Genomic DNA, 22,571 nt, shown 5'->3' with positions numbered 1-22,571 from the left:
CAAAACTGATATTTATGATTACCATAGAAAGCCTGGTCGAACAGGGAGCGAATGTAAAACTGGAAATTACTCCCTCGGACCTCAAGATGTTTGCCGAATCCATCGTACAGCGTACCATCATGGCACAGCAGGAAGAGCAGAAGATAGTAATGCAGCGTGAAGCGGAAGAAGTCTATTTCAACACGAAGCAAGTCCGGGAATTGCTGAACGTATGCGAAGGCACTCTCAACCTGTGGGCGAAGCGCGGCTACCTCGTGCCTGTCAAGGTAGGCAACAAGAACATGTATGCCAAGTCCGATGTACGCCGCGTGCAGACCGGGGGAAAGTCCGAAAGTGTAACGTCCTATTGTAAGAAGAAAAATGGCTGACATGAAAAACAGCCGGCTTGGATTATGTAACCGGATCCGCATGGAGGCGAAGCATACCGAAGACACAAGTTTCCCTTTGGATGCATTCCCTCAGGCTGTACAGTCCGTTATACTTGACATGACCAAATACGAGAACTATATGATTGAGTTCATCGCGACATCCATGCTGTCGGCAGCATCGACAGCCTTGGGCGGTACTTACCGTATCCGTATCAAAAGCGACTGGCAGAGCAACGGCGCACTGTACATTATTCTGGTAGGCCGTCCAGGACTGGGCAAGACCCCACCGCTGGAAGCCGCATACCGTCCAATCCGGAAGCATGACTATGCCCTTTTCAAGGCGTATAAGGCAGAAGTGGAAGCATGGAAAGCGGCAGGAGAAAACGGAAAGAAACCTGTTCTTCATCGTACCATCGTATCCGACTTCACACCCGAATCGCTTCTACAGACACATAACAACAATCCACGGAGCGTTGCCATTCTGGTGGACGAGATCATGGGCATGTTCAATTCCGCCAACCGTTACACGAACGGGCAGCTCATAGAGCAATTGCTGACCGCATGGAGTGGCGGAGCCTTAGATGTAATAAGGGTAAGCAATTCCACTCCTGTACATATAGAACGCCCATGTATAAACATCATCGGGACTACACAGACCAAACGTATTCACGAACTTCTCAAAAAAGGATTCGAGGAAAACGGACTGCTTGACCGTATCCTGTTCGTGCTTCCCAAGTCTCGGGAAGTGTCAAAATGGACAAACCGGGATGATGACGGAGAAAAGACCTCTTTAGCAGCAAAACGTTGGGAAAAGATACTGAACAAGGTGCTTGCCTTGGATTATAATGCCGAAACGGAAGGAGATGGAATGGAAGAACAAATCGCCCATGTGCTTTCTATGAACAGTGAAGCCAAAGAGTATTTCTTCTCTTGGTGGAACGAAAAAGTAGAACGTATCAACCAGATAGAGGATGATGCCGACGTTGACAGTCGGGAGATGAAACATCCGGCTCACGTGGCACGGCTGGCTCTTATTATCCAAGTCCTGCGGTATGCTTCCGATGAAAGCCACCTTCAGTTTGTGGATCTGGTGTCGGTGAAAGCCGCTATCCGGCTGAATGACTATTTCGAGGATTCATACATACGCATCCGTTCCTTCGTGGCAGACAATACCTGTGAAGAACCTCCCAAAATATTGTTGTCGTTGTTACCCAATACCTTCGATACGAAAACGGCCATAGCTGCCGGTAAGGAACTGCAGAACATCAGCGAGCGCACGGTGATGAACTATCTCAGGGAGTTGTGTCACAGCAGGCTCTTGAAAAAGTCCAAAGCCGGGCATTACGAGAAATTAGTGTATGAATCTAGTAAATATTCCATGAACGAAAAAGAATCATCAACCCAAAACTACAATGAATGACCTCGCGTTGCAGCTTGCAGTTTCTTCAGTCTTGCAGTCTTGGGACTCTGAAAACGATGTTTTCTTGCAAAACTGCAAGGACTGCAAACTGCAAATGGTGCTTCGATTTGCAGTAACTATACAGACAGAAATATGAGTGAATACAGATTCCATCTTCAAAGATACAAGACAGGTTGCAAGGTCACTTGCCCAAAATGCGGCATGAAATCCTGTTTTACCCGATATGTTGACGAGAAGGCACAGGTCTTGTTCCCTGATAACGTGGGCAGATGCGACCATATCAACAGTTGCGGCTACCATTATACCCCAAAGGAATGTTTTCAGGACAACCCGGCTATCAAAGAAATGTTGGTTGAACAAGAGAAGAATGGCAACAATATACCAACAGCCGTCGCACCAACGGCAAAGCCGTTGCCTAATTCCGTACCAAAGGCTTCTCATCTTCCCTCAGATTGGGTAGAGCAATCCATGCGGAGGTTTGACATCAACCCATTATACCGATACCTTACCACAGTGGCAGGAAAGGATAAAACGGACAGGCTGTTCAATCTTTATAAGGTCGGTACATCCAAGATGTGGAACGGGGCAACCGTTTTCTGGCAGATAGACATCAACGGTAATGTGCGGGCGGGCAAGATCATGGGCTATGATGCCAAGACCGGGCATCGAATCAAGCATCCGTTCAATCAGGTAAACTGGGTCCATTCGGTTAAGAGGGTTCCGGATTTCCACATGAAGCAGTGCCTGTTCGGTGAACACCTGTTGTCCGATACTTCAATTCCGGCAAGTACTGTTGCCATTGTGGAAAGCGAGAAGACAGCACTGGTTGCCGCCCTTTTTATTTCGGATTTCGTCTGGCTTGCCACCGGCGGAATGCACGGCAGTTTCAATAGTGAAGCCATGCAGGTATTGCAGGGGCATGAGGTTATTCTTTTCCCTGATCTCAGGGCTACAGAAGAATGGCAGCGTAAAGTACCCATGCTTCAATCCATTTGCAGGCGTGTCACTTGTTCCGACCTGTTGGAGAAGATAGCGACCGACAGGCAGCGCGAAGCCGGGTTGGACATTGCCGACTTCCTCCTGATGGAAGATACGCCGCAGATGGTTCTAGCAAGGATGGTGGAACGCAATCCTGCATTGCAGTTGCTTATTGACGAACTGGATCTGGCACTGGTGGAGTAATCTGAAGGCTTGCTTCTGGAGTTTGCAGAAAAGTCCATAACACAATAAGGACTTTTTGCCTGACAGCAATAAAGGTCCGTCTGAATCCGGCAGAATCTGAATTAGAGTGAGCAAGCTCAAAACAAACATCAATCATTTATCAAAAGAACATTCATTATGACAGTAGATAGAAAACAGGCCATGCATGTTGACGCCTGCAAATCATTCAGCACGGCAGAGGCTAACGAGAACGAACGGCGTTGGAACGAGGATAAGATTGACAGGAAGAATCAGGATCCGACCAACCACTACGACAAGACCAGAATGAAATTGAATTTCGAGATCGGTCCTGACGGTAAAATCCATCCGTTGGGTTATCAGGAGAAGTCACTCGAAGTACGTTTACAGGAACGGTTGGCCGCTTTAGGTTGGAAGCCGTTCAAACCGGACAGCAAAATCCAGCCGAACTGTTGTGCGAAATTCGTCTTTGGAGGAAATCATGACCGGACGCTTGAAATGGCGTTCGGAAACCAAAATATCAATTTGGAGAAAGGTGCGGACAACAGTCATCTGCGTCGTTGCAAGGAAATCGAAAATTGGGCGAAAGACGTTTATGATTGGTGTGTCCGAAGATACGGACAGGAAAACATTGTAGGATTTCAGGTACACCTTGACGAGAGCAGCCCGCATATACATGCCCTGATTGTTCCGGTAGGTATTCGCCCCAAAAGCGGTCGTGAATGTGTGATGTGGTCGGCAAAGTTCGGGAAAGACCGGTTTGAGTATGGAAAGATTTTAAAAGATATGCACACTTTTTTGTATGAAGATGTCGGCAGCAAATACGGCCTTGAACGTGGGGATAGTATTGACGGACGTAATGTACAACATCTTTACAAGCGCGATTATATTCGTAAGTTGACCAAAGAAGCGAAACAGGCTGAGAAAGCGGTCAAGGGGCTTCAATCTATGATGCGGAATCTGGAATCAAAGGTTTTCAGTTATAGACTGCAACTTGAAAAGGCGGAAAAGGAGTTGGCTTCCGGCAGGATTACACTTGACAGATATGAAGAGCAGAAAGCGGATATACAGAAACTCATTGCCGAATATCAGGCCAAACTTGAAGACAAGGCAGACAAACTACACGCAAAGGAGCAGGAATTGGAGCGACTGACCGCAGATGCGGCAAAAGCACGTTCGGTTGTCCAGCCGTTCCGTAATCACAAGGTAGATTTCACGCCACCTCGAATTACCGAGAAAGTTCCCTTGTTTGGTACGGATAAGTGGGTTGAACGTCAGAACCAGCATATCGCCAAACAATTCACCGAGATTATCCGCAAGATAGAATCACTATACAGAAATGATGCGGTACGGCAAGTCGAAGCAGTCCAGCACAATGTGCTGGCAGATTACGGTGAGTTTTACAAATTGAAAAGGGAGAACCAGTCCCTTTCCGAGATTAACCAAGAATTGGAATCCAAGCTGAATACTTTGTTTGAACAGTTGGCTATACCGTCAGTTCGCAACTTGATTTTTGCCGTTGCCGATGCACTTATCGGAGGGCAATCGGTATCAATTTCCTCCGGTGGCGGTGGTTCTACTTCCGATTTGCCTTGGGATGGCCGAAGATCGGATGAAGAGGAAGAGGCATATAGGCGCAGATGTCTATCATACGCAGTACAGGTTGTACGCAATTCTCAAAAGCAAACTATGTGTAGAAAAAGATAACATAACTCCCATGTTAGATTTTGTAATCTTCCGATAAAGCACTAATAGCGTGTTCTTCGGGGAGGATGGATGTCATGACAACATATACTCTTTCATTGAACTGAACAAGTGGATAACCCCGACATTCTTTCATAAGCAAACTCGACAAATTTAAGATAACCGTTTGGATAATAATATGGCATGTTATGCAGATGGAATCTTAATGATGATTCTTAATTTATCAAGAAAATGGTAGTTAGTATCATTGCTTGATATAAAAAGAATGAAATCCGACTCACGAGATTTCATTCTTTTAGGCAAAACCTATAAGGTCGTATGCAGAGCTATGTGTGTGAAGTTATTGCGAGCCTTGCTACTACATTGTTTCCGAAATTCGCATCAAGTGTACACTTCCTGCGAAACTTTCGCGCCTAATTCTTTTGTTAAATCAACATTAGTCCATTTTGTGAACATAAATTTATGTCTACGAAAATACCTTTCTATCAAAGTTTGTTTAGCTTCATCTATTTGCAAAACCTTACACATAACTTTTCTATCATTATGGGTTATATACGGGCATGCTAATAAGTCTAAAGCAAGAATTATTAATTCAGCATCTTTCCTTTTATCGGGCAAATTTACAGACTTATATTTATTGTTTATTCCTTCTATTAGATATTTTTTGTCGTTTCCAAATGCTTTTGTATTGCCATAATAATACATCAGAATAATAATTGATAGAGCATTAAGCTTGGATGTATCAAATCTATCATTCCCTCTACCAGAAAAATAGTTATTTAGAGAGTTAGAATCTATACCATAATGTCTTGGCATAGATTTCAAAGTTATTAAAAAATACAATGTTTCTATTTGTGCGTTAATGTCAAATGAAGTTGTTTTGAATACTATTGTTATTTCATTTTGTATCTTTTTGGATATTTCATCTCGCAATGCAGATGAGAATCTTTTGATTATCCTTCCATCTTTCTCTTTATAATTACTCCCCAAATAGATAATCATATTATTCAATATGTTCATCATCTTAAGTGTGGTATTCACTCGTTTGCAGTCAGAGTACAAAAAGAATATTACATCTATCATCCCATCAAGATATCGATGTAGCATCTTCTCCATTTGGTAAATTTTCTTTTGGCATTCGTTCTTACGTTTATGTTGTTCAACGGCTTTAGTTAATACGTAGAAATTTTTATCAAACTTCTTCAAAAGAGACTCGAGCTTTGTAGAGATTACGGCCAAAGTATAGTTCATGATATCCTTGCTTTTTACATCATTCTCAACCATTAATGATTTGAACGCTCGATTAACTTCTTTAGAATTGATGTAAATAAAGTCTTTACATTCTAATGCTTCCTCAATTTTTCTATCATCAACATCATCTATTTCCTCATCTTCAGCGATTTCATCTTCCAATACATCTTCTATATCTTGGTGAGATTTACGCATTCTTATAAAGTCTGATAATAACGCATCAATCTTAATTTTGGACACTGAAATAGGTGTAATAAATGGACGTTCCCAATCATCACTTTTTTCTTTACTAATACATAGTTTATATTCATGTAGCAAATGTTCAAAAGCAGACATGGCCCGTTCAAGGATTTTTGTATCATTATAATAAAAGAAAACGTCATCAACATATCTATAACAACTATAATGCTCGTTGTTTTTATAGCCTGCATCCAAAAGAGTCTGCTTTACTTTTTTATCTATATATTGAAGAATTATTTCCGCAAAAATTCTGGAAAATTCCGGTCCTATAACAATACCATTTGTTTCATTATAATTCATTCTTCGCATTATACCGTCCCAATCATCTCCGAAAGACTTACTTTTTCCTCTAAAATGCTTTTTATATTCGTCCTTGCCTCCACTAACAGCCCAAGTGATAGAATGAGTGTATATGCTATCAAAACAACTTTGAATGTCAAACTTGTGCAAATGTTCAAATCGCTTCTCTGCATTTTGATATCTATAATCTTCATAGAACTTATAGATATTAGAGTATTCTTTATAACTAAAATATGTCTTGAGATTTTCGTATTCATTGAAGAATAACTCCAGTTTGTCTATCTTTTGACCTAGTAATGTATGGTGTAATCTGTCTTTGTAATAAAAATAACAAGCCACACGTTCAGGATGCCTCAATGAGAACTCATCCTGCCCACAATAATATAATATTAAGCTCTTATATTTTTCATAGAATGATACTATTTCCATTTGGTTCACAGGATGGATCAATGCAAGTCGACGGAGTTTGTGTGGTTTATGTTTAATCTTATATAAAAACGGAATACTTACTATCTTATCTTTAAATACAATCCTATTATTTGCTAATGTTATTAGATCCCTATTTAAATAAGGCGAGAATATAAAATTTAACACAGCTAAAGCGTCTTTCTTGATGCCTTCTTTCCATGACAATTCGGTACCGTCAAACTTAACTTCATTACTAACAAGAAATCTATAAAAGTAACGATTAGTAAATATTACAGGCAGTTCATATGGAAGAACATCGGATAGCAACACACGTTCTTTTTTGTATTTTAGACGTATTTTTCTTCTTTTTTTCATGACAACCAATCACTTATTTCTGCCAATCTTTGTGGGCTAAATTTAAACATAATATGGTCACGCCAACATTGTTTAAAGTCTATTTCGCTTATCTTCCGTTGGATTGATGCTATGTATTTTTGTCTATCGTTTGACCCTTTTAATACATTTACATACGGTATTATAACCTTGCCAGATAGATAAGTAGTTAAATCCTCTAAACTCTTTAAGTCTGTCAAAAGATCATTGCCAAAGAATAACCCTGCCTTTACTCGTTCTTTAGACTTGGTTAATCTATAATTACCTGATATTAAATCAAGCGAGTCTAATAGATCTCTTTTGGCCCGTTTAATATCTATCGCACTTGTTTGTTCAAAATGAGTGAAGGCTGCATCTATCTTATGTTTAATTTTTGCCACTTTTTTGTCAGTCATCCCAAATTCCACATTACTAACATTACTAGTTTTGGTAATAGTAATATTATAGCCTAAATATGTAAATTGCTGTTTAGCTGTACTATTGTAGAAATCAATAAGCTTACACTTATTTTCTTTAGGGTCATTCTTTTTAAGCTCTAATCCATAGTTCTGAAATAGATTCTTTAATCCCTTATAATATTCCGATATGCGTTGATTATTAGGAAGTCCAGCTAATATTATCAAAATATCATCCACATAACGAGCATAAAATATAACCTCTTCTCTATTTTTAATATGCTGATCAATATCATGCATATATATTTCCGAAAGATACGAACTTATACCAATCCCTCTAGGTACACCATAATCTGTTTTGATTTTATTGAGGTCTTTTTGTTTATTATATTCTGCCAATATCCCTTTAATCATTCCCTTCGTCTTGTTGTTCACTAGGTTATTAACATTTATTTTATCCAATAATGCTTGCTGCGGAATAGACTCAAAGAAACCGGTAATATCTGTACGAATAAGATAGAATGGCGTTGTTGTATTCAGAAGCAATTTAACATTAGACATAATCTGATGTTTATTTGCCTGTTTTACATTAAATAATCCTCTCAATATTCGCTGTAGATTCTTAATGGCATAAAAATACTCCCATTGACTGGTGTCGATTGTAAATATCTGTTTATCATCATCTATATAATTTGTTATAGGGAATACAAATCCTTTATTATTGGCAATGTGAGCATATTCGCTTAATTCTTTGTATAATTCTTTATCTCTGTCTGCTTGTTTGGCTTTTATTGAGAACTTAAGACTTTCCAATGCAATTGCCTCTTCTTCTGTTCGATTATTCTTTTTCTTTTTTGTTATTTCATTGACCTTACTTTTCATCATTTTCATCTTCACGACAATATCTCTATAAGGTTCGGGCATATCATCAAATGCAATATGTCCCTTACGATTCTCCTCGTGAAAGATAGAGAGGTAATTCTCAACTGAAAATGATTGATCAAACATATTCGAATAAATCTTATTGTTTATCGTTTAACATCTAATTGCTTTGTCGAATTTCTCAAACAGGAAGAGATTATGAATTTATTCATCCTGCTCCTCTATCCACTCTCTCAATTTTGCTTGTAGCAACTGCTTATCTGGAAGGTAAAGGGCATATTGTTGTGCATAGATATTAGAATCTTTCGGCAGAGTAAGTTCTACCAACGCATCTTTCTTTTCTTTACAAAGTAGAATGCCGATTGTCGGTTTTTCAAAATCCTGTTTGACATAACGGTCATAGTAGTTGACATACATCTGCATTTGTCCCAAATCTTGATGAGCCAGTTTATCTACTTTCAGGTCAATCAGCACATAGCATTGTAAAAGTCGGTTATAGAAAACCAAGTCGACATAAAAATTTTCTTCATCGAAAGTAAATCGCTTCTGACGTGCCTCAAACAAGAAACCTTTCCCTAATTCTAATAAGAAATGCTGCATCTTTCCTATTATAGCATTTTCCAACTTGGTCTCAGAATATGATACATCAGATTTAAGTCCCAAAAATTCTAATGTTAACGGATTCTTGATGATGTCATCAGGATTATTAATAGTTTGTCCCTCTTGTGCCAAACGCATGACTGCCTCTTTGTCTCTGCTAAGAGCCAATCGTTCATACAGGCTTGAATTATATTGCCTTTGCAGTTGTCGAACACTCCAATTCTGCTTTTGGCATTCGATTTCATAGAAACTCCGTTCTGCTTCGGATTCGATACGCATTAACACCAAATAATGAGACCAAGAAAGCGTAAACGGGTATGTTTCAGTCAATTTTGTTGAGCTTTTTACCGTTTTTTGAATTTGGTCAACAGTGTTGACCAAATTATCATCCGACGATTCGGTCAACACTGTTGTGCCGATCTGTTTTACCGAATATATCGTGAAAAACTTACGGCATCTTTTCAAGGTTTCTACCGACCATCCATCGCCAAGTCTTTCTGTCAATACCTCTGATACACCTTTCAATAACTGTTTACCGTATGTTGCACGTTCTTCACCTTCTTGTACGACATTTACAATAATGCGCCCTATTTCATATTTGGTGATGACTTCGGTAATATTAACTACTCGTGCAACATTTGCTCGTGCATTCGTAATCAATCGCTCGATGCGTTCCGCAATATCTGCGATGATGTGGCTATCTATATTTTGTATCTTACTCATGGTCTTTAGAGGTAGCTTTACTTATCAAATCTTGAACTTTGACACCTAAACATTCTGCTATTTGGAATAGCGTTTCAAGGCTCGGTTGACTGGTATTAGTACACCATTTAGAAACCGTAGCTTGATCCTTTCCCAATTGTTCTGCCAACCATCTATTCGTGCGTTTTGTCTCCGCCAGCACCACTTTTAGACGATTCATATCTTTATTCATGCGTCATAAATTTATCGTGACTACAAAGATACGCATAATTCAAATATTTAAAGATATAAAGATGAAAATATCTCCTATAAGATAATTATTTTGCGTTTTTAGGAAATCATATATTGATGATTACCATTTACATTAAAGCAATACGAGATCTATTACATCCCAAAATACATTATGCGGATATATCGAAATGGAGAGTTTTTCGCCATATATTTGAGGAATAATAGATTGAATAAAAGTAGATGGCGTTTTTTCAACGACTTTTGAACAAACTGTATTCAACCGTTTCCGGCCTTGAATTGCTTTCTATACTTGGACGGCGGCATTCCCATTGTACTTGTAAAGACCCGCACGAAATGCGGCAGGTCGTTGAAGCCTACAAGATAACATATCTCCGACACTCCTTTTTGCGAATGTTTTAGCAAATCGCAAGCCGTGTTCAAACGGTATTGTGTGACGAACTGTGAAAAGGTCATCCCTTTGCACCGCTTAAAATAGGAACAGAACGCCGAACGGTTCATGCCCACTTCTGCCGCAATATCATCCAGCGCAATGGAATGAACGTAATGCTTCATCACGTATGCGCAAATCTGCTGCATACGCCGAACGTTCTTCTCGATGCGCATCGGTTTCCCTGCAAATATATGGTCGGACGAAGTGAAAATGACAGGTAGCAGACGGAACATTGCACTTAAACGTCCCAGTTCGTCCATACCGTTCATTTCGGACAATGTCTTACGGATAACCCGCACACTTTCCGGTCCGAACTTCAACGCATCGGTCGGAAACATCACGTCCGCCAGTCTGTTCCGCAATTCGGGAAAGACCTCCATACTCCGTTCCACCAACGAATGCTTGAACGCTACCATCAGGTAACGGACACAACCGTCCTCGTCCGCACTGTCGGCTGCGTATTCCCAGCGATGAAGCATCGACGGCGGTATCAACGCCACATCGCCCGCTTCAAAGTGCTGTAATGTATCGCCTGCCATTCGGTTGCCCTGTCCATGAACGACATAATACAACTCCCATGCATCGTGACGGTGCAGCTTGGCTTCGAGGCTCGGCTCCGTTCGCTGGTCGATGAAGAAAAACGAATGGTTCTCCGCTTCGGGCAGTTCGTATGGTATGGCTGTATCTTCCATAAATAATTGCTTTAATTTATGCGATTGCAAATCTACAACAATTATATGAAACGATAAAACAAATTCAGAACAATAAAGCGACGTAACTTTGCAACCGGAAACAAGAAATGTAACTTAAAAATGTATTGTTATGGAATTATACGAAGTATTGGAGAAACGCCGCACATACCGCGACTATTCCGACCGTGAAGTGAGTGATGAAATCCTCAAAAGAGTAATCGGTGCGGCATTCAAAGCCCCGACAAACGATCACCTGCGCCAGCTTGAATTCATCGTGGTGCGCGGACGCGAAAACATCGCTAAAGTAATCGCCCCGCTCGCCAAAAATATGGCTGCCTTCAAGAATCTGGTACATGAAGTGGATGAATCGGGCGACAAGGATAAGATGGATATGTTTGCCGATGCCCTGCCCAAGCAACAGCGTATGCTGATGCAGAGCGGTCTGCTGATTATCCCGTTCTTCCGCCAACAGACGTGGCCATTGCTCAAACCTACGGAACAAAGTTCGCTCAACTACTTTGCTTCGGCATGGTGCGCACTGGAAAATATGCTGCTCGCCGCCACTGCCGAAGGCTTGGGAACCGTGTTCCACATTCCCGTTGCCGACGAAGTGGAAAAAATTAAGAAGATTGTCGGTGCTCCGGAAGACTACGAATTTACCTGTCTGCTTACGATGGGTTATCCCGCAGAAAATGCCTTTCTGCCCAAACAAAAAGAAATCGACATCGAGAAGCGGATACATACGAATCTCTGGTAACACAGCAACATGAAAGGACATATTCTGATATTGTCGGCAAATATCCTGTTCGGTGTCAGTATGCCGGTATTCAAATACCTGCTGACTTCAGATGTACCACCGGAAGCAATTACCATCATGCGGGCGATTTTCGCCTGCATGATGTTTTGGTTCGTGTCCCTCTTCATGCCGAAAGAAAAAGTTCTGCCGAAAGATTTGAGAACACTTTTCATCTGCGCCTTGTGCGGCGTGGGCATCAACCAATGGCTGTTTGTCGTAGGGTTGAAAAGTTCTTCGCCTGTCGATGCCTCCATTATCGCTACCGCAGTGCCTATTTTCGTATTATTGCTGGCTGCCGTCGTCCTCAAAGAGCCTGTTACGGCAAAAAAGTCATTCGGCGTATTTCTTGGCGTAAGTGGAGGAGTGTTGCTCGTGTTCAACTCCGCACATACTTCCGACGGAACTGCCAGCCTTTGGGGAGATACACTGATGCTGCTGAATCAGTTGATGTATTCCGTCTATCTGGTCTTGTCCAAACCTTTGTCCCGATACTATTCGTCCGTGACAATGATGAAATGGATGTTTCTGTTCTCCACATTGACACTCGCTCCGTTTTGTCTCCCGCACGTGCAGCACGTCCCCATATTCCATCGGGAAACTTTCGACATAACGCAAATGTGCGCACTCCTTTATCTGCTGTTTGGAGCCACGTTCGTCGCATTCATGCTTATCCCGATGGCATTGAAACACATCCGTCCCACTACGGTCAGCATGTACAATTATGTGCAGCCCATTGTTGCCTCCGTAATAGCCATTGCTGTCGGGCAGGACACTCTCTCGATACAAAAACTGTTGTCGGCGGCTTTGGTATTTGCCGGTGTTTACTTGGTGACGAAGAGTAAGAAAAAAGAAGAGATGAAAAATTTAATATTACACAAGACATGATTATAAATACAGGAGGACGGACCGATACCGTCAATTATTACAGCGATTGGCTGTTGAACCGATTCGAGGAAGGCTTTGTCTATTCACGTAACCCACTGTTCCCGAATCATATTACAAAATATACGCTCGACCCGTCAGTAGTGGATTGCGTGGTGTTCTGCTCTAAAAACTACCGCCCGATTCTGTCGGAACTTCATCGGATTACCGACCGTTTCAATGTATTCTGTCACTACACTATCACGGCATACGGCAAAGACGTGGAACCGAACGTACCGGACATCGACCAGAGTATCGACACGCTTGTCGAACTCTCTGCAAAAGTCGGAAACAAATGCGTTGCATGGCGTTACGACCCTGTACTGCTGACCTTGAAATACACAGTGGATTACCATCTGAGAATGTTCGATTACATGGCTTCACGCCTTGCACCGTATGTGAACTTCTGTGTATTCAGTTTCGTGGAAATGTACAAGAGGCTCGAATACAATATGCCGGAACTGATTCCGCTGACCGATAGGGATAAGGAAAAGCTGGCAGAGGGAATGGGCGCAATTGCCCGGAAATACGGGCTGCACCTGCAAACCTGCGGGACATCGGAGAATTACAGCCGATACGGAATATCCGTTTCTGGTTGTATGACTACCGCCAATCTGGGAAACGCGTTGGGTTGTCGATTCAAGAATATGGCACACAAGGGAACCCGCATCGGATGCAATTGTATGCCTACACGCGACATCGGAGCATACAACACGTGCTTGAACGGTTGCAGATATTGTTATGCCAACAAGAAGCCGGAGTTGGCAGTGGAGAACTACAAACTCCACGATCCGGCATCTCCGCTCTTGATAGGACACGTGAAACCTACCGATATTATCAAAGAAGGAAACCAAAAGAGCTTCATCATCTGAAACTATGTAATGGAAAAAATAATTGTAGCGGAAAAAACAGTCGAAAGCTATCTGACCAAATCCAAAATCGGTCAGTTTGCCATCAATCCCTATGTAGGCTGTCCCCATGCCTGCAAATATTGCTATGCGTCATTTATGAAACGCTTCTCGGGACATTCAGAATTGTGGGGCGATTTCATCGACATCAAACAGGCAAGACATAAAATAAACGGCTCTCAAATAACTGGGAAAAATGTCTTTATGGGAACCGTGACGGATTGTTACAATCCGTATGAGGTAAAATACGGTATCACTCGCTCCATCTTGGAGCAATTGGTCGGTGTGGATTGCCATCTGCAAATCGCTACCAAAAACAAATTGATACTCCGTGATTTGGATTTACTCAAAAAGATGAAGCGTTTGAGTGTGGCATTGTCCGTCAATACGCTGGATGAGAATTTCCGCCGGAACATGGATAGGGCGAGTACGGTGAGGGAGCGATTGAAAACACTTCGGACACTTCACGAGAACGGAATCTATACCATACTGTTCATGTCACCGATTTTCATAGAGGTCACGGACTGGAAAGCGATTATAGAAACCAGCCGTAGTTTTGTCAGTGAATATTGGTTCGAAGACCTGAATCTGCGTGGAGGCTATAAAAACGTTATCATGCAATACGTTAAGGGACATTATCCTGATTCCTATCCACTATACGAGCGGATATATATACAAGGCGACAAAACGCCGCTGACGGAAATGGAAAATGAAATCATCGCCTACTGTCATGATAACGACATTTTATTTAGCAATTATTTTCATCACGAAGAGGTAATCCGAAATCCTAAGAATAAGATTTTAGGGAAAAACCGACGTTGAAAACATATCAAGAAAAATTGCAAATAAGGATTTACGACGCATTGCATTCTATTGATTAGAAATTAATATACTCATAAGCAAATAATTCAATATGAAAGAACAAATCAAGAAGTCTTCTCTTTTTTTGAAGGGAAACAACACCTGACCCACTTCGCTACTGAACAGGATGTAGCGGAAGAACTATTCGAGCTACTCTCCGAAGCGAGAGAACTTTATCTCCAAAATGTGATTGTGGATGGCAAACGGTACAGCCGCTATGTGGATGATTTCATCAACAGTCATCGGTACATCAATTGCGATAATGCGGTTTGTCAGAACTGCCACGAAATGAACATCCACATCGTCAAGGGACTGCTGACAGAATGCGCCCACCTTATTCAATCTCTCTTTTCCGAATCAGACTTTTCTTTTGAAGAGTGCATGGATCTACGAAGACACTATGACAGATCAGAACCGTTGCCGATATCTGTAACCCATCGTACCGATAAAATAACAGATGCCTCGCCGCTTTCTTTCGGTTGTAACATCACTCAAGAACAGATGACAGGTATTGTGTCTTGTGCCAATACTTATCATCTGTTTTGTGTTTCAGAGGTTTGCGTCGAAGATATGGAAGCTCTCTTTTCCTGCAAAAAGGGCTTTCATATTCGAGTAAACAATCTCCGTCATGTGGTTATTCTTTTCGATGCGCTACTCGAAAACTCATTCATCCAATCCCGTTGGCAGTCGGTTCTTGACAAAGGCAAGTTTCTACAATCCAGGGACGGTTCACGGTTTGTTTCTGCCTCAAGTCTTTCATCTGCACTCTCTGCAATTAGAGGTAATATGACATCAGTTGCCTATGGCATTAAGCGAACTATTGGCCAATTGAAAGAATGATAATATTTCGATGATAGACTTATGATCGTTTCAGTTACGTCCAGTTTTACTATTTACCAATTGAATAAAATCTGCGGTTCGTTGATTATAATTGATCCAGTCTGTAGACAAACCGTAAAATGCACATAGTTCAGTATATAATTCATCTAATTTAGACTTGTCTGTTATATCTGCACCCTGTTTGACAACATTAAGAAATCCCATATCGTTGAAGGGGAGATGGGGAAATTTGAAAGGAAGAATGCGCTTTCCGTCCATTGCCCATGCTGCACCCATCTCATTGGTACACACCTCACTTCTTTTATAATTCTCAGAAATTATACATAAAATGAAGTCGCAACCTTTCATGTTTTTGACAATCTCATTTCTAAAATCCTCACCAGTACGAATCGCAGAATGATCTAATGTACAAAAAATATCAGTTCTCTCAAATTTACATCCCAACATTAGAATTTCCTTAACAAATCCATTTACGATATCTTTATCTTCAGAGGAATGGCTTATGAATATCTTTTTAGGGTGGTTGTAAAGGCTTGCTAAAATCCGATAACAAGTTCTAATATCTCCAAAAGAATATGCTGATATGAATCCATTAAAATTAATGGTAGAAAGGGCATTATTTAAAATATCTGCGATTTCCGGCTGCTCTTTTTGTAGGTTGGGTATTAATTGCTTAGAGATATTTATTAGCTGCATAGTATTATGTCCTATTGGGGAATTATAATTAATCCTCATTTGTTGTAATACTTTTATTCCCTGATTTACCAGTTCTCTTATAGTATTCATAATTTTTCGTATTTTTTATTTTTCAACTTATTCAAAAAATCCCCTTATTTCATAGTGTAACACAAACTTATATAGACATATCACCAATGGGTAATTTTTCTTTCTTGTTAGCTCGATGCAGTGTTTATCTGCTCTGCATTTAACCTAAAAGCGTTTGCGTCAATTCCCATTTGGTAAATCTTAATGTCTGGATTCAGTTTCCGTGCAACGCTTATTATTTTTGATTTCTCATCTGCATTCATGTTGATTCCCAAATAGACAGACTCAAAACACTCTCCTCCGATTTCAGGAAAAGCCCGAACCTCTTTCCAATCAATAGGCCCCTTATCATCATTTTGACCTGGCAATAAACTCATATATGTTGGCCAAGGATCTAAAATGAATAACCTCACCTCTTGTTCATGCTCCCATGCTTTTGCTTTTGTGGATAATTGATAATGGAAGAAATCTTTTGCATCCCTGAAATAATCAGGTTTTTCCACAATATCCTTATACTGTACTTCCACTTCCGCACAGCCAATCATAATTCCACCCTGCATACGAGAAAGATATTTTCTGACTTTCTCCATATCCAAACCAATACAGATACCTTTATGTTTGCTATAATAGCTCCACATCAAGATTGAATCATATATTTTGGAAAGGCTACATATCCACACCTCTTCTCTGGTTCTACGAAATGGATCTCTTCTTAATTCTTCGATTATTTCCGGAGTCCATCCACCACACGCTTCCTTCGGAACATTGGAGAAATCAATTAACGATGGATGGCAATCAAACGGGTCGTTCAACTGCGTGGCATTGGTAAATTGAAGGTTACTATAATGTAGCATCATCAATCCACCGTTAAAATCAAGATACTTATATAATTTGACTGCTCCCATAAATTTATTATTCCGTCCTCAATAAGTCATCCACGGTTACACCCAAAACTTTGGATATTTGAATTAGCATCTCTACATTGGGCTGTGTTGTATTGGTAACCCATTTAGAAATTATGGCAGGATCTTTATCCAATTGTTCTGAGAGCCATTTATTACTTTTGTTTTTCTCTGCGAGAACGACTTTGATTCGGTTCAGTAATTTACGTTTCATGTTATATGTATTCTATCCACACACTTACAAAGATAAGAATTATTTGAAGAATATATTTGATTAAACAGGATATATTTTGTAGCAAGCTGCAAGAAAATGAATAAAACATCAATTTTGGTTATACGATTTTATAGTACCTACTTTTTTAAAGAATGTCAATCACCATTTTACACCACAAATACAGACGATTACTTTTGGGAATATTATATATAGTTATGGGAACTATACGGTATCAAATATACAATAGAATAGCATGTGATGACAGTGTATCAGATTGATATAAAATAAATTTAGGTTCAAGCGTGGAAACTATTACCACATTACCCCTCGCTGGCTCTAGTAGGGCCGTACTCGAATAATAAGCAATAGCTCCACACCCATGAGGCATATAACATATATATATACAACAGAGACGTGGAGAATGGTTACTTATTATCTGCGAGCTTCAAATTTACCAGATTTGCGAAACAGATAATAAATACGCTATCCCCAAAATAAAAAAGCGTAGCTCCTTTGCAGAGATACGCCACAAATATAGTTATATTTTCCGATATTGAAACTTTGGTGAGTACTATTTTGCCATCTGATTTAGTTGGAATACTGCCATATCGCTATTCGTCCCTATTCTGAAAGGAGGTCCTCACAAAGATAATCCGCTGGATAAGCAGACAGCAAGTAACTCCCAACGCATAATAGAAACCGTGATTCAGCGATGGTACAAACAACTTCGTCACATCGGCTATCAATAAAGCAAAAATCATATACAAGGTAAATACCAGCCATGCCGAACCGATGTGAAACATGGATTTCGACAATAGAACAGGCATATCAATGTGACGGGTCAGCATAGCGATTACCAGCGAGAACGCTACCATCCAGTAGATGACAGACAGCAGCACCTTCATCCCCAGTGAGAAACCGGAGAGCATCTGTAAAGCACGGATAAATATGAGACATTGCCTCCTACATAGGCAAGTATAAATATCAGGAAAAATATTCGCAGAATCGTTATGAGTTAAAATGGTTATCAAATACATTATCGCCCTTCTCCGTAGTCAGGCAGTGGAGTGTCTGCATATTTTTGTGAGGTATTTGTCAGGAATCGAAGTCTATATTTGCTAAAATAAAGATTATGCAGCAGAAACACCATGTTTCTACTACATAATAATTATAATTAGGTTTATGCGAGACATTCAGCAATACTGCTATCTATTGTTGACCGCCTGCTCCAGTTGCTTCAAAGCTTTCTCCAGCGTAGCACGTGGACAAGCGATATTCAACCGCATAAATCCTTCACCCTCTTTGCCGAAAGTCGTTCCTTCATTCAAAGCTAAATGAGCATCTTCCACAAACAGGTTGTTCAGTTCTTTCTGATTCAATCCCAGTTCGCGGCAATCCAAAAAGATAAGGTAAGATGCTTGCGGACGGATCATTCTGATGGCAGGAATATGTTCCTTCAGATAATTTTCGGTAAAGTCAATATTTGCTTTTATATAAGCTATGACCTGATCCAGCCATTCAGTACCATGACTGTACGCCGCCGCTACACTGAGATAAGCAAACAAGTGTCCTTCGCTAAACTCGCCAGCTTCCATATATACCTGAAACCGGTGACGAAGCTCGTCATTCTCGATGATTGCATAAGAGCTTGCCAGTCCGGGCATATTGAATGCCTTGCTCGGAGACATAAATACAAGTGAATTCATTCGCGCTTTCTCCGAAATCAAGGCAAAGGCAGGATGCTTGTAAGGAGGTAAAGTCAAGTCGGCATGAATCTCGTCAGAAATCACCAAGGTACCGCTTTCGTAGCAGATATCAGCAATCTGTGACAATTCCTCTTTCGTCCATACCCGTCCGCCCGGATTATGGGGATTGCTTAGAATAAGCAGTTTACATCCTTGTACATCTTTACGGAAACGGTCAAAATCAATATGATATTGTCCCTCTTTCAGCACCAGCGGACTGAATACCACTTCACGTTCATTCTTCTGCGTCACCAGGAAGAAAGGATGGTACACAGGAGGCAGCACCATCACTTTATCTCCTTTCTCCGTGAAGCAATGGATAGCAAAAGCCAGTCCACGGACAATACCGGGAGTAAACGTCAGCATTTCTTCACGAATCTCCCAGCCATGCCGTTCTTTCAGCCAGTTGACAATGGATTCCGCCCACTCTTTGCAAGCAAAGGTATACCCCAACACTTCATGATCAAGACGTTTCTTTAAAGCCTCGATAACAAAAGGAGCCGTACGAAAATCCATATCGGCCACCCACATCGGAATCAAATCATTACGTCCCCAACGTCCTTGTACGGCATCCCATTTTACGGAATCCGTACCGTTACGGTCTATTATTTCATCAAAATTATAGTTCATACTGCATAAGTTTTTATGAATCTTGAAGCAAAAGTACACAAAAACTCTGAGTTTGTATCTTAAAACTCTGTAACAGACGTTTTCTATCCTGCCGGTCTGTCAAATTTGTCTCGTTTCTGATACTCCCTTACCCCTCAATCGGAAGGTCTTAAGATTCGTTTCATGTCTTACTTTGTTATGTCAAATTTCACATCATATACCGGAGCTATGCGTATCGACCGGACGCCTTGCGAAGATAACTCTAACTTCTTTCTGACAGATGGGTCCAGATAAATATTCACTTCCGGTGCAAAGGGAATTATCTGCAATAAATATTCCTGACTGCCCTGCCGCTTCATTCTGCCGGTGTCAAACATCATAGGACCTCCCCAATAGTAATCATCGGCTATCAATGCACCTTTATTATACAGAGCTCCGGTATCTCCCGTATAGTCTATCATCAAATAGGCATTTTTCACGGAAACAGGCAACTGAGGAACACTAACCGCATAATACAATGATGAGGGGACAGGCTTGAAATTCACAAAATACTGAGGTCCCGGACAAGACTCAGGAGTTTCTTTCAATCTGTTGTCTTCAGGATAAACCGGTTGCTGCGGAACATAAGAGTCCGGGTTCTGCTCTTTCCGGCAAGAGACCTGTAAGGGAACTGCCGGAACTTCAAAACGAATGACTTGAAATTCTCCCTGCTTACGTTTCTTCACACTGATTCCCTCCCGGACTTTCCAGCGGCTGTCCGCCGGATATATCTGCATTTCAAATTGATTCCTGTCGACATTGCGAACGGTTATTTCTTCCGAAGAAGGAATGACCTGCGAAGAAGTGATACATAAGAGATCTTCATTCCCTTTCTGTAGCTTCCAGCTCCTACGGGCTTGCTCCTGAGTCAGCAGCAGAATTTTAGTCTGCCTGCCATTCACTGCCGACAACACGATCAGATGTTCTTTTTCCTGTCCGCACTTCAAGAGGTATTTATCGCCTGTATTCTTTACCGGACGACCATCCATCATCACTTTCTTCAACTGACCGGCAGAGAAAACCAGCTCTGAAGCAGTGGCCGGATGAGAAAGAAACACGTAAGTCGGCACCTTGTTTTTCAGAATATAGAGTGGCTGAACCGTTGCATAATGCAGTAAATGCCCGTTAATGTCTATATTGAAAGGCATAATCAGTTGCTCGCCGGATGCGATGTTCAGTGGCGGGAAAAGCAATTCTGTACCGCCTTGCTGCTGAATACGGATACGAATATCACTTAAATCCTTCATTTCCAGCAAACGCTGATAGTTATTGATAAAAACATAACCGCTATTTCCATGACTGCGCACGCTCATTCTCAACGTTTCATTATCACCCGGTTTCAACGGACGTTTGTCGGGGAAAGTAGTCACTGTAGTTGCCAGGTGCGGTCCGAAATCATTCAGGAAGGCATGCAGAGTTTTCAGATCGTAATATGATTCATTCAATTGCCCCCACTCTCCTATCGGTGCATTAAAATCGTAATTGATAATCGGATAGTCGTTGGGGTATTTGGTTGCTTTCGATTCTTGCAGCGTGCTGTATTTGCCTATGGGATTGGAGCCGCCATGATACATATAATATCCCATCATATTAGCTCCCGAACCTACTTTGACATAACTCTGGGCTACCACATCTTTGGCAGCGATCACAGGACGGCGATGGTAAGTGATCTGATTTCCTCCTCCCATCTCGGCTGTGCTATAAGGATATTGAAGTCCTTTGGACGTCGTATTTTCCTGCTCGCCCAGCAAATCGGCGCCCACAGCAGGATCACTAGCCCAGGAACTGAACAAGTAATTTCGTGACAAAGCCAGTTCGGTGACTTTTGAACTCCAGGGAGCTTCGGGATATCCTCCCCAGACAGGAATCAGCTCGGTCTGCTTCAAATCCGACTTAGGCCAGCCGGTAGCTGTATAATAAGGAACATCCATGCCGGATTGTATGGCTATCCGCTTCAGGTTCAGCATATGATTTAACCGCGTTCTGCTATCAAAACGATATTCGTTCTCGATCTGCAAGCCGATGACGGGACCTTCATTCTTAAAGTACATTCCTTCCGCCTGTTTGCCTATTTCATTGAAAAACCGCTCCACATGTTTCAGATAAACCGGATTATCTTTACGCACTCCTCCCTCAATGCCCATCAGCCAATCGGGAAAACCACCGTAACGAACCTCACCATGACACCACGGTCCGATTCGCAGCCACACATACATGCCATGCTGATGACATAGTTCCAGAAAATGACGCAAATCCTTATTACCTTCCCAAATATACGTATTCTCCTTTTCTTCATGATAGTTCCAGAAGACGTAAGTCGCTATGACAGTTACCCCGGATGCTTTCATTTTCAGGATGGATTCTTCCCAGTCGGCACGGGGAACACGACCGTAATGAATCTCACCCATTACAGGATACCAGGGTTGCCCGTCTTTCAGATAATACAGGTTGTTCAAAGAGAAGGAATGACCGGAAGGAGAAAGGTGAGTCCCCTGTTTCAAATATCCTTCTATCAGTGGAGATTCCTTTGGCAAAACAACTGTATAGTCTTTTTGCGACCATACATACGTACTCATTAACAAGCTTATGCAAAGCAGTAGCAATCGGGATAATCGAAAATTCATAATACGTCATTTTTAGTTACATCACAAAGGTATGCCTAAATAACTCCCCCGAAGAGGAGAAAATGAACGGATAGCAAAACAAAATGAAAAAGACAAAAGGAAATAGACAGCCAAGGGTACTTTTCAGACAA

At 41.2% G+C, this 22,571-nt stretch carries 20 protein-coding genes; 9 read left to right on the top strand and 11 right to left on the bottom strand.

What is annotated here, in order from left to right:
- Positions 1-14: 14 nt before the first annotated feature.
- The 4 genes from K6V30_RS09205 (at position 15) to mobV (ending at position 4,674) form a co-directional block, all read left to right on the top strand.
- A complete protein-coding gene (locus K6V30_RS09205) occupies positions 15-368 on the top strand; it encodes a helix-turn-helix domain-containing protein (protein ID WP_055268646.1) in 354 nt (117 codons plus the stop codon).
- Positions 361-1,788, top strand: coding sequence for a DUF3987 domain-containing protein (locus tag K6V30_RS09200; protein ID WP_055268644.1), 1,428 nt, complete (start codon positions 361-363; stop codon positions 1,786-1,788). Before K6V30_RS09205 ends, K6V30_RS09200 begins: the two co-directional genes overlap by 8 nt.
- A 132-nt stretch (positions 1,789-1,920) precedes the next feature.
- The gene (locus tag K6V30_RS09195) at positions 1,921-2,970 is read left to right on the top strand and encodes a DUF6371 domain-containing protein (RefSeq protein WP_055268642.1); all 1,050 of its coding nucleotides are present in this window, start codon (positions 1,921-1,923) and stop codon (positions 2,968-2,970) included.
- Between the two features lie 156 nt (positions 2,971-3,126).
- Positions 3,127-4,674: a MobV family relaxase gene (gene mobV / locus K6V30_RS09190; protein ID WP_055268640.1), complete on the top strand. Its 1,548-nt coding sequence runs from the start codon at positions 3,127-3,129 to the stop codon at positions 4,672-4,674.
- Between the two features lie 378 nt (positions 4,675-5,052).
- Here mobV and drt3b read toward each other — a convergent pair whose 3' ends face one another.
- The 5 genes from drt3b to K6V30_RS09165 all read right to left on the bottom strand — a co-directional run bounded on the left by drt3b (position 5,053) and on the right by K6V30_RS09165 (position 11,216).
- The gene (gene drt3b, locus K6V30_RS09185; protein ID WP_055268638.1) at positions 5,053-7,245 is read right to left on the bottom strand and encodes an antiviral reverse transcriptase Drt3b; all 2,193 of its coding nucleotides are present in this window, start codon (positions 7,243-7,245) and stop codon (positions 5,053-5,055) included.
- Positions 7,242-8,666, bottom strand: a complete 1,425-nt coding sequence (drt3a, locus tag K6V30_RS09180; RefSeq protein WP_055268636.1) for an antiviral reverse transcriptase Drt3a — start codon at positions 8,664-8,666, stop codon at positions 7,242-7,244. Before drt3a ends, drt3b begins: the two co-directional genes overlap by 4 nt.
- A 78-nt stretch (positions 8,667-8,744) precedes the next feature.
- Complete coding sequence (locus K6V30_RS09175) at positions 8,745-9,863, bottom strand: PDDEXK nuclease domain-containing protein (protein ID WP_007833358.1); 1,119 nt, start codon at positions 9,861-9,863, stop codon at positions 8,745-8,747.
- Complete coding sequence (locus K6V30_RS09170; protein ID WP_007833359.1) at positions 9,856-10,074, bottom strand: helix-turn-helix transcriptional regulator; 219 nt, start codon at positions 10,072-10,074, stop codon at positions 9,856-9,858. Before K6V30_RS09170 ends, K6V30_RS09175 begins: the two co-directional genes overlap by 8 nt.
- A gap of 275 nt (positions 10,075-10,349) precedes the next feature.
- A complete protein-coding gene (locus K6V30_RS09165) occupies positions 10,350-11,216 on the bottom strand; it encodes an AraC family transcriptional regulator (RefSeq protein WP_007833361.1) in 867 nt (288 codons plus the stop codon).
- A gap of 130 nt (positions 11,217-11,346) precedes the next feature.
- Here K6V30_RS09165 and K6V30_RS09160 point away from each other — a divergent pair, with 130 nt between their 5' ends.
- From K6V30_RS09160 to K6V30_RS09140, 5 genes are all read left to right on the top strand, one after another.
- Positions 11,347-11,973: a nitroreductase family protein gene (locus tag K6V30_RS09160; protein ID WP_007833363.1), complete on the top strand. Its 627-nt coding sequence runs from the start codon at positions 11,347-11,349 to the stop codon at positions 11,971-11,973.
- A gap of 9 nt (positions 11,974-11,982) precedes the next feature.
- Positions 11,983-12,897, top strand: a complete 915-nt coding sequence (locus K6V30_RS09155) for a DMT family transporter (protein ID WP_055268634.1) — start codon at positions 11,983-11,985, stop codon at positions 12,895-12,897.
- Positions 12,894-13,805 (top strand): DUF1848 domain-containing protein, encoded by a 912-nt coding sequence (locus K6V30_RS09150; protein WP_055268632.1) that lies wholly within the window; start codon positions 12,894-12,896, stop codon positions 13,803-13,805. Before K6V30_RS09155 ends, K6V30_RS09150 begins: the two co-directional genes overlap by 4 nt.
- 9 nt (positions 13,806-13,814) lie before the next feature.
- The gene (locus K6V30_RS09145; protein ID WP_007833369.1) at positions 13,815-14,663 is read left to right on the top strand and encodes a radical SAM protein; all 849 of its coding nucleotides are present in this window, start codon (positions 13,815-13,817) and stop codon (positions 14,661-14,663) included.
- 141 nt (positions 14,664-14,804) lie between these two features.
- Positions 14,805-15,542, top strand: a complete 738-nt coding sequence (locus tag K6V30_RS09140; RefSeq protein WP_055268630.1) for a hypothetical protein — start codon at positions 14,805-14,807, stop codon at positions 15,540-15,542.
- A gap of 30 nt (positions 15,543-15,572) precedes the next feature.
- Here the strand turns inward: K6V30_RS09140 and K6V30_RS09135 are convergent, their stop codons facing one another.
- From K6V30_RS09135 to K6V30_RS09110, 6 genes are all read right to left on the bottom strand, one after another.
- A complete protein-coding gene (locus K6V30_RS09135; RefSeq protein ID WP_055268628.1) occupies positions 15,573-16,328 on the bottom strand; it encodes a toll/interleukin-1 receptor domain-containing protein in 756 nt (251 codons plus the stop codon).
- A gap of 107 nt (positions 16,329-16,435) precedes the next feature.
- Positions 16,436-17,212 carry a DUF2971 domain-containing protein gene (locus K6V30_RS09130; protein ID WP_172680449.1) on the bottom strand — a complete coding sequence of 259 codons (777 nt, stop codon included), beginning with the start codon at positions 17,210-17,212 and terminating at the stop codon, positions 16,436-16,438.
- A 7-nt stretch (positions 17,213-17,219) separates the two neighbouring features.
- Complete coding sequence (locus K6V30_RS09125; protein ID WP_055268626.1) at positions 17,220-17,423, bottom strand: helix-turn-helix transcriptional regulator; 204 nt, start codon at positions 17,421-17,423, stop codon at positions 17,220-17,222.
- Between the two features lie 611 nt (positions 17,424-18,034).
- Positions 18,035-18,352: a hypothetical protein gene (locus tag K6V30_RS09120; RefSeq protein WP_029425315.1), complete on the bottom strand. Its 318-nt coding sequence runs from the start codon at positions 18,350-18,352 to the stop codon at positions 18,035-18,037.
- 276 nt (positions 18,353-18,628) lie between these two features.
- The gene (locus K6V30_RS09115) at positions 18,629-19,798 is read right to left on the bottom strand and encodes a MalY/PatB family protein (RefSeq protein ID WP_055268624.1); all 1,170 of its coding nucleotides are present in this window, start codon (positions 19,796-19,798) and stop codon (positions 18,629-18,631) included.
- A 167-nt stretch (positions 19,799-19,965) separates the two neighbouring features.
- The gene (locus tag K6V30_RS09110) at positions 19,966-22,440 is read right to left on the bottom strand and encodes a beta-galactosidase (RefSeq protein WP_224207282.1); all 2,475 of its coding nucleotides are present in this window, start codon (positions 22,438-22,440) and stop codon (positions 19,966-19,968) included.
- Between the last annotated feature and the right edge of the window lie 131 nt (positions 22,441-22,571).

The organism is Bacteroides faecis (assembly GCF_020091505.1).
Classification (GTDB): Bacteria; Bacteroidota; Bacteroidia; order Bacteroidales; family Bacteroidaceae; genus Bacteroides; species Bacteroides faecis.
The sequence above is the reverse complement of the archived record's forward strand: the minus strand, read 5'-3'. Positions and strand labels throughout refer to the sequence as shown.

What these genes read in the sequence shown, in the direction of transcription:
- K6V30_RS09205 (WP_055268646.1), top strand. Translation starts at nt 15, where the DNA reads ATGATTACCATAGAAAGCCTGGTCGAACAGGGAGCGAATGTAAAACTG.
- K6V30_RS09200 (WP_055268644.1), top strand. Translation starts at nt 361, where the DNA reads ATGGCTGACATGAAAAACAGCCGGCTTGGATTATGTAACCGGATCCGC.
- K6V30_RS09195 (WP_055268642.1), top strand. Translation starts at nt 1,921, where the DNA reads ATGAGTGAATACAGATTCCATCTTCAAAGATACAAGACAGGTTGCAAG.
- mobV (WP_055268640.1), top strand. Translation starts at nt 3,127, where the DNA reads ATGACAGTAGATAGAAAACAGGCCATGCATGTTGACGCCTGCAAATCA.
- drt3b (WP_055268638.1), bottom strand. Translation starts at nt 7,245, where the DNA reads ATGAAAAAAAGAAGAAAAATACGTCTAAAATACAAAAAAGAACGTGTG.
- drt3a (WP_055268636.1), bottom strand. Translation starts at nt 8,666, where the DNA reads ATGTTTGATCAATCATTTTCAGTTGAGAATTACCTCTCTATCTTTCAC.
- K6V30_RS09175 (WP_007833358.1), bottom strand. Translation starts at nt 9,863, where the DNA reads ATGAGTAAGATACAAAATATAGATAGCCACATCATCGCAGATATTGCG.
- K6V30_RS09170 (WP_007833359.1), bottom strand. Translation starts at nt 10,074, where the DNA reads ATGAATAAAGATATGAATCGTCTAAAAGTGGTGCTGGCGGAGACAAAA.
- K6V30_RS09165 (WP_007833361.1), bottom strand. Translation starts at nt 11,216, where the DNA reads ATGGAAGATACAGCCATACCATACGAACTGCCCGAAGCGGAGAACCAT.
- K6V30_RS09160 (WP_007833363.1), top strand. Translation starts at nt 11,347, where the DNA reads ATGGAATTATACGAAGTATTGGAGAAACGCCGCACATACCGCGACTAT.
- K6V30_RS09155 (WP_055268634.1), top strand. Translation starts at nt 11,983, where the DNA reads ATGAAAGGACATATTCTGATATTGTCGGCAAATATCCTGTTCGGTGTC.
- K6V30_RS09150 (WP_055268632.1), top strand. Translation starts at nt 12,894, where the DNA reads ATGATTATAAATACAGGAGGACGGACCGATACCGTCAATTATTACAGC.
- K6V30_RS09145 (WP_007833369.1), top strand. Translation starts at nt 13,815, where the DNA reads ATGGAAAAAATAATTGTAGCGGAAAAAACAGTCGAAAGCTATCTGACC.
- K6V30_RS09135 (WP_055268628.1), bottom strand. Translation starts at nt 16,328, where the DNA reads ATGAATACTATAAGAGAACTGGTAAATCAGGGAATAAAAGTATTACAA.
- K6V30_RS09130 (WP_172680449.1), bottom strand. Translation starts at nt 17,212, where the DNA reads ATGGGAGCAGTCAAATTATATAAGTATCTTGATTTTAACGGTGGATTG.
- K6V30_RS09125 (WP_055268626.1), bottom strand. Translation starts at nt 17,423, where the DNA reads ATGAAACGTAAATTACTGAACCGAATCAAAGTCGTTCTCGCAGAGAAA.
- K6V30_RS09120 (WP_029425315.1), bottom strand. Translation starts at nt 18,352, where the DNA reads ATGCTCTCCGGTTTCTCACTGGGGATGAAGGTGCTGCTGTCTGTCATC.
- K6V30_RS09115 (WP_055268624.1), bottom strand. Translation starts at nt 19,798, where the DNA reads ATGAACTATAATTTTGATGAAATAATAGACCGTAACGGTACGGATTCC.
- K6V30_RS09110 (WP_224207282.1), bottom strand. Translation starts at nt 22,440, where the DNA reads ATGAATTTTCGATTATCCCGATTGCTACTGCTTTGCATAAGCTTGTTA.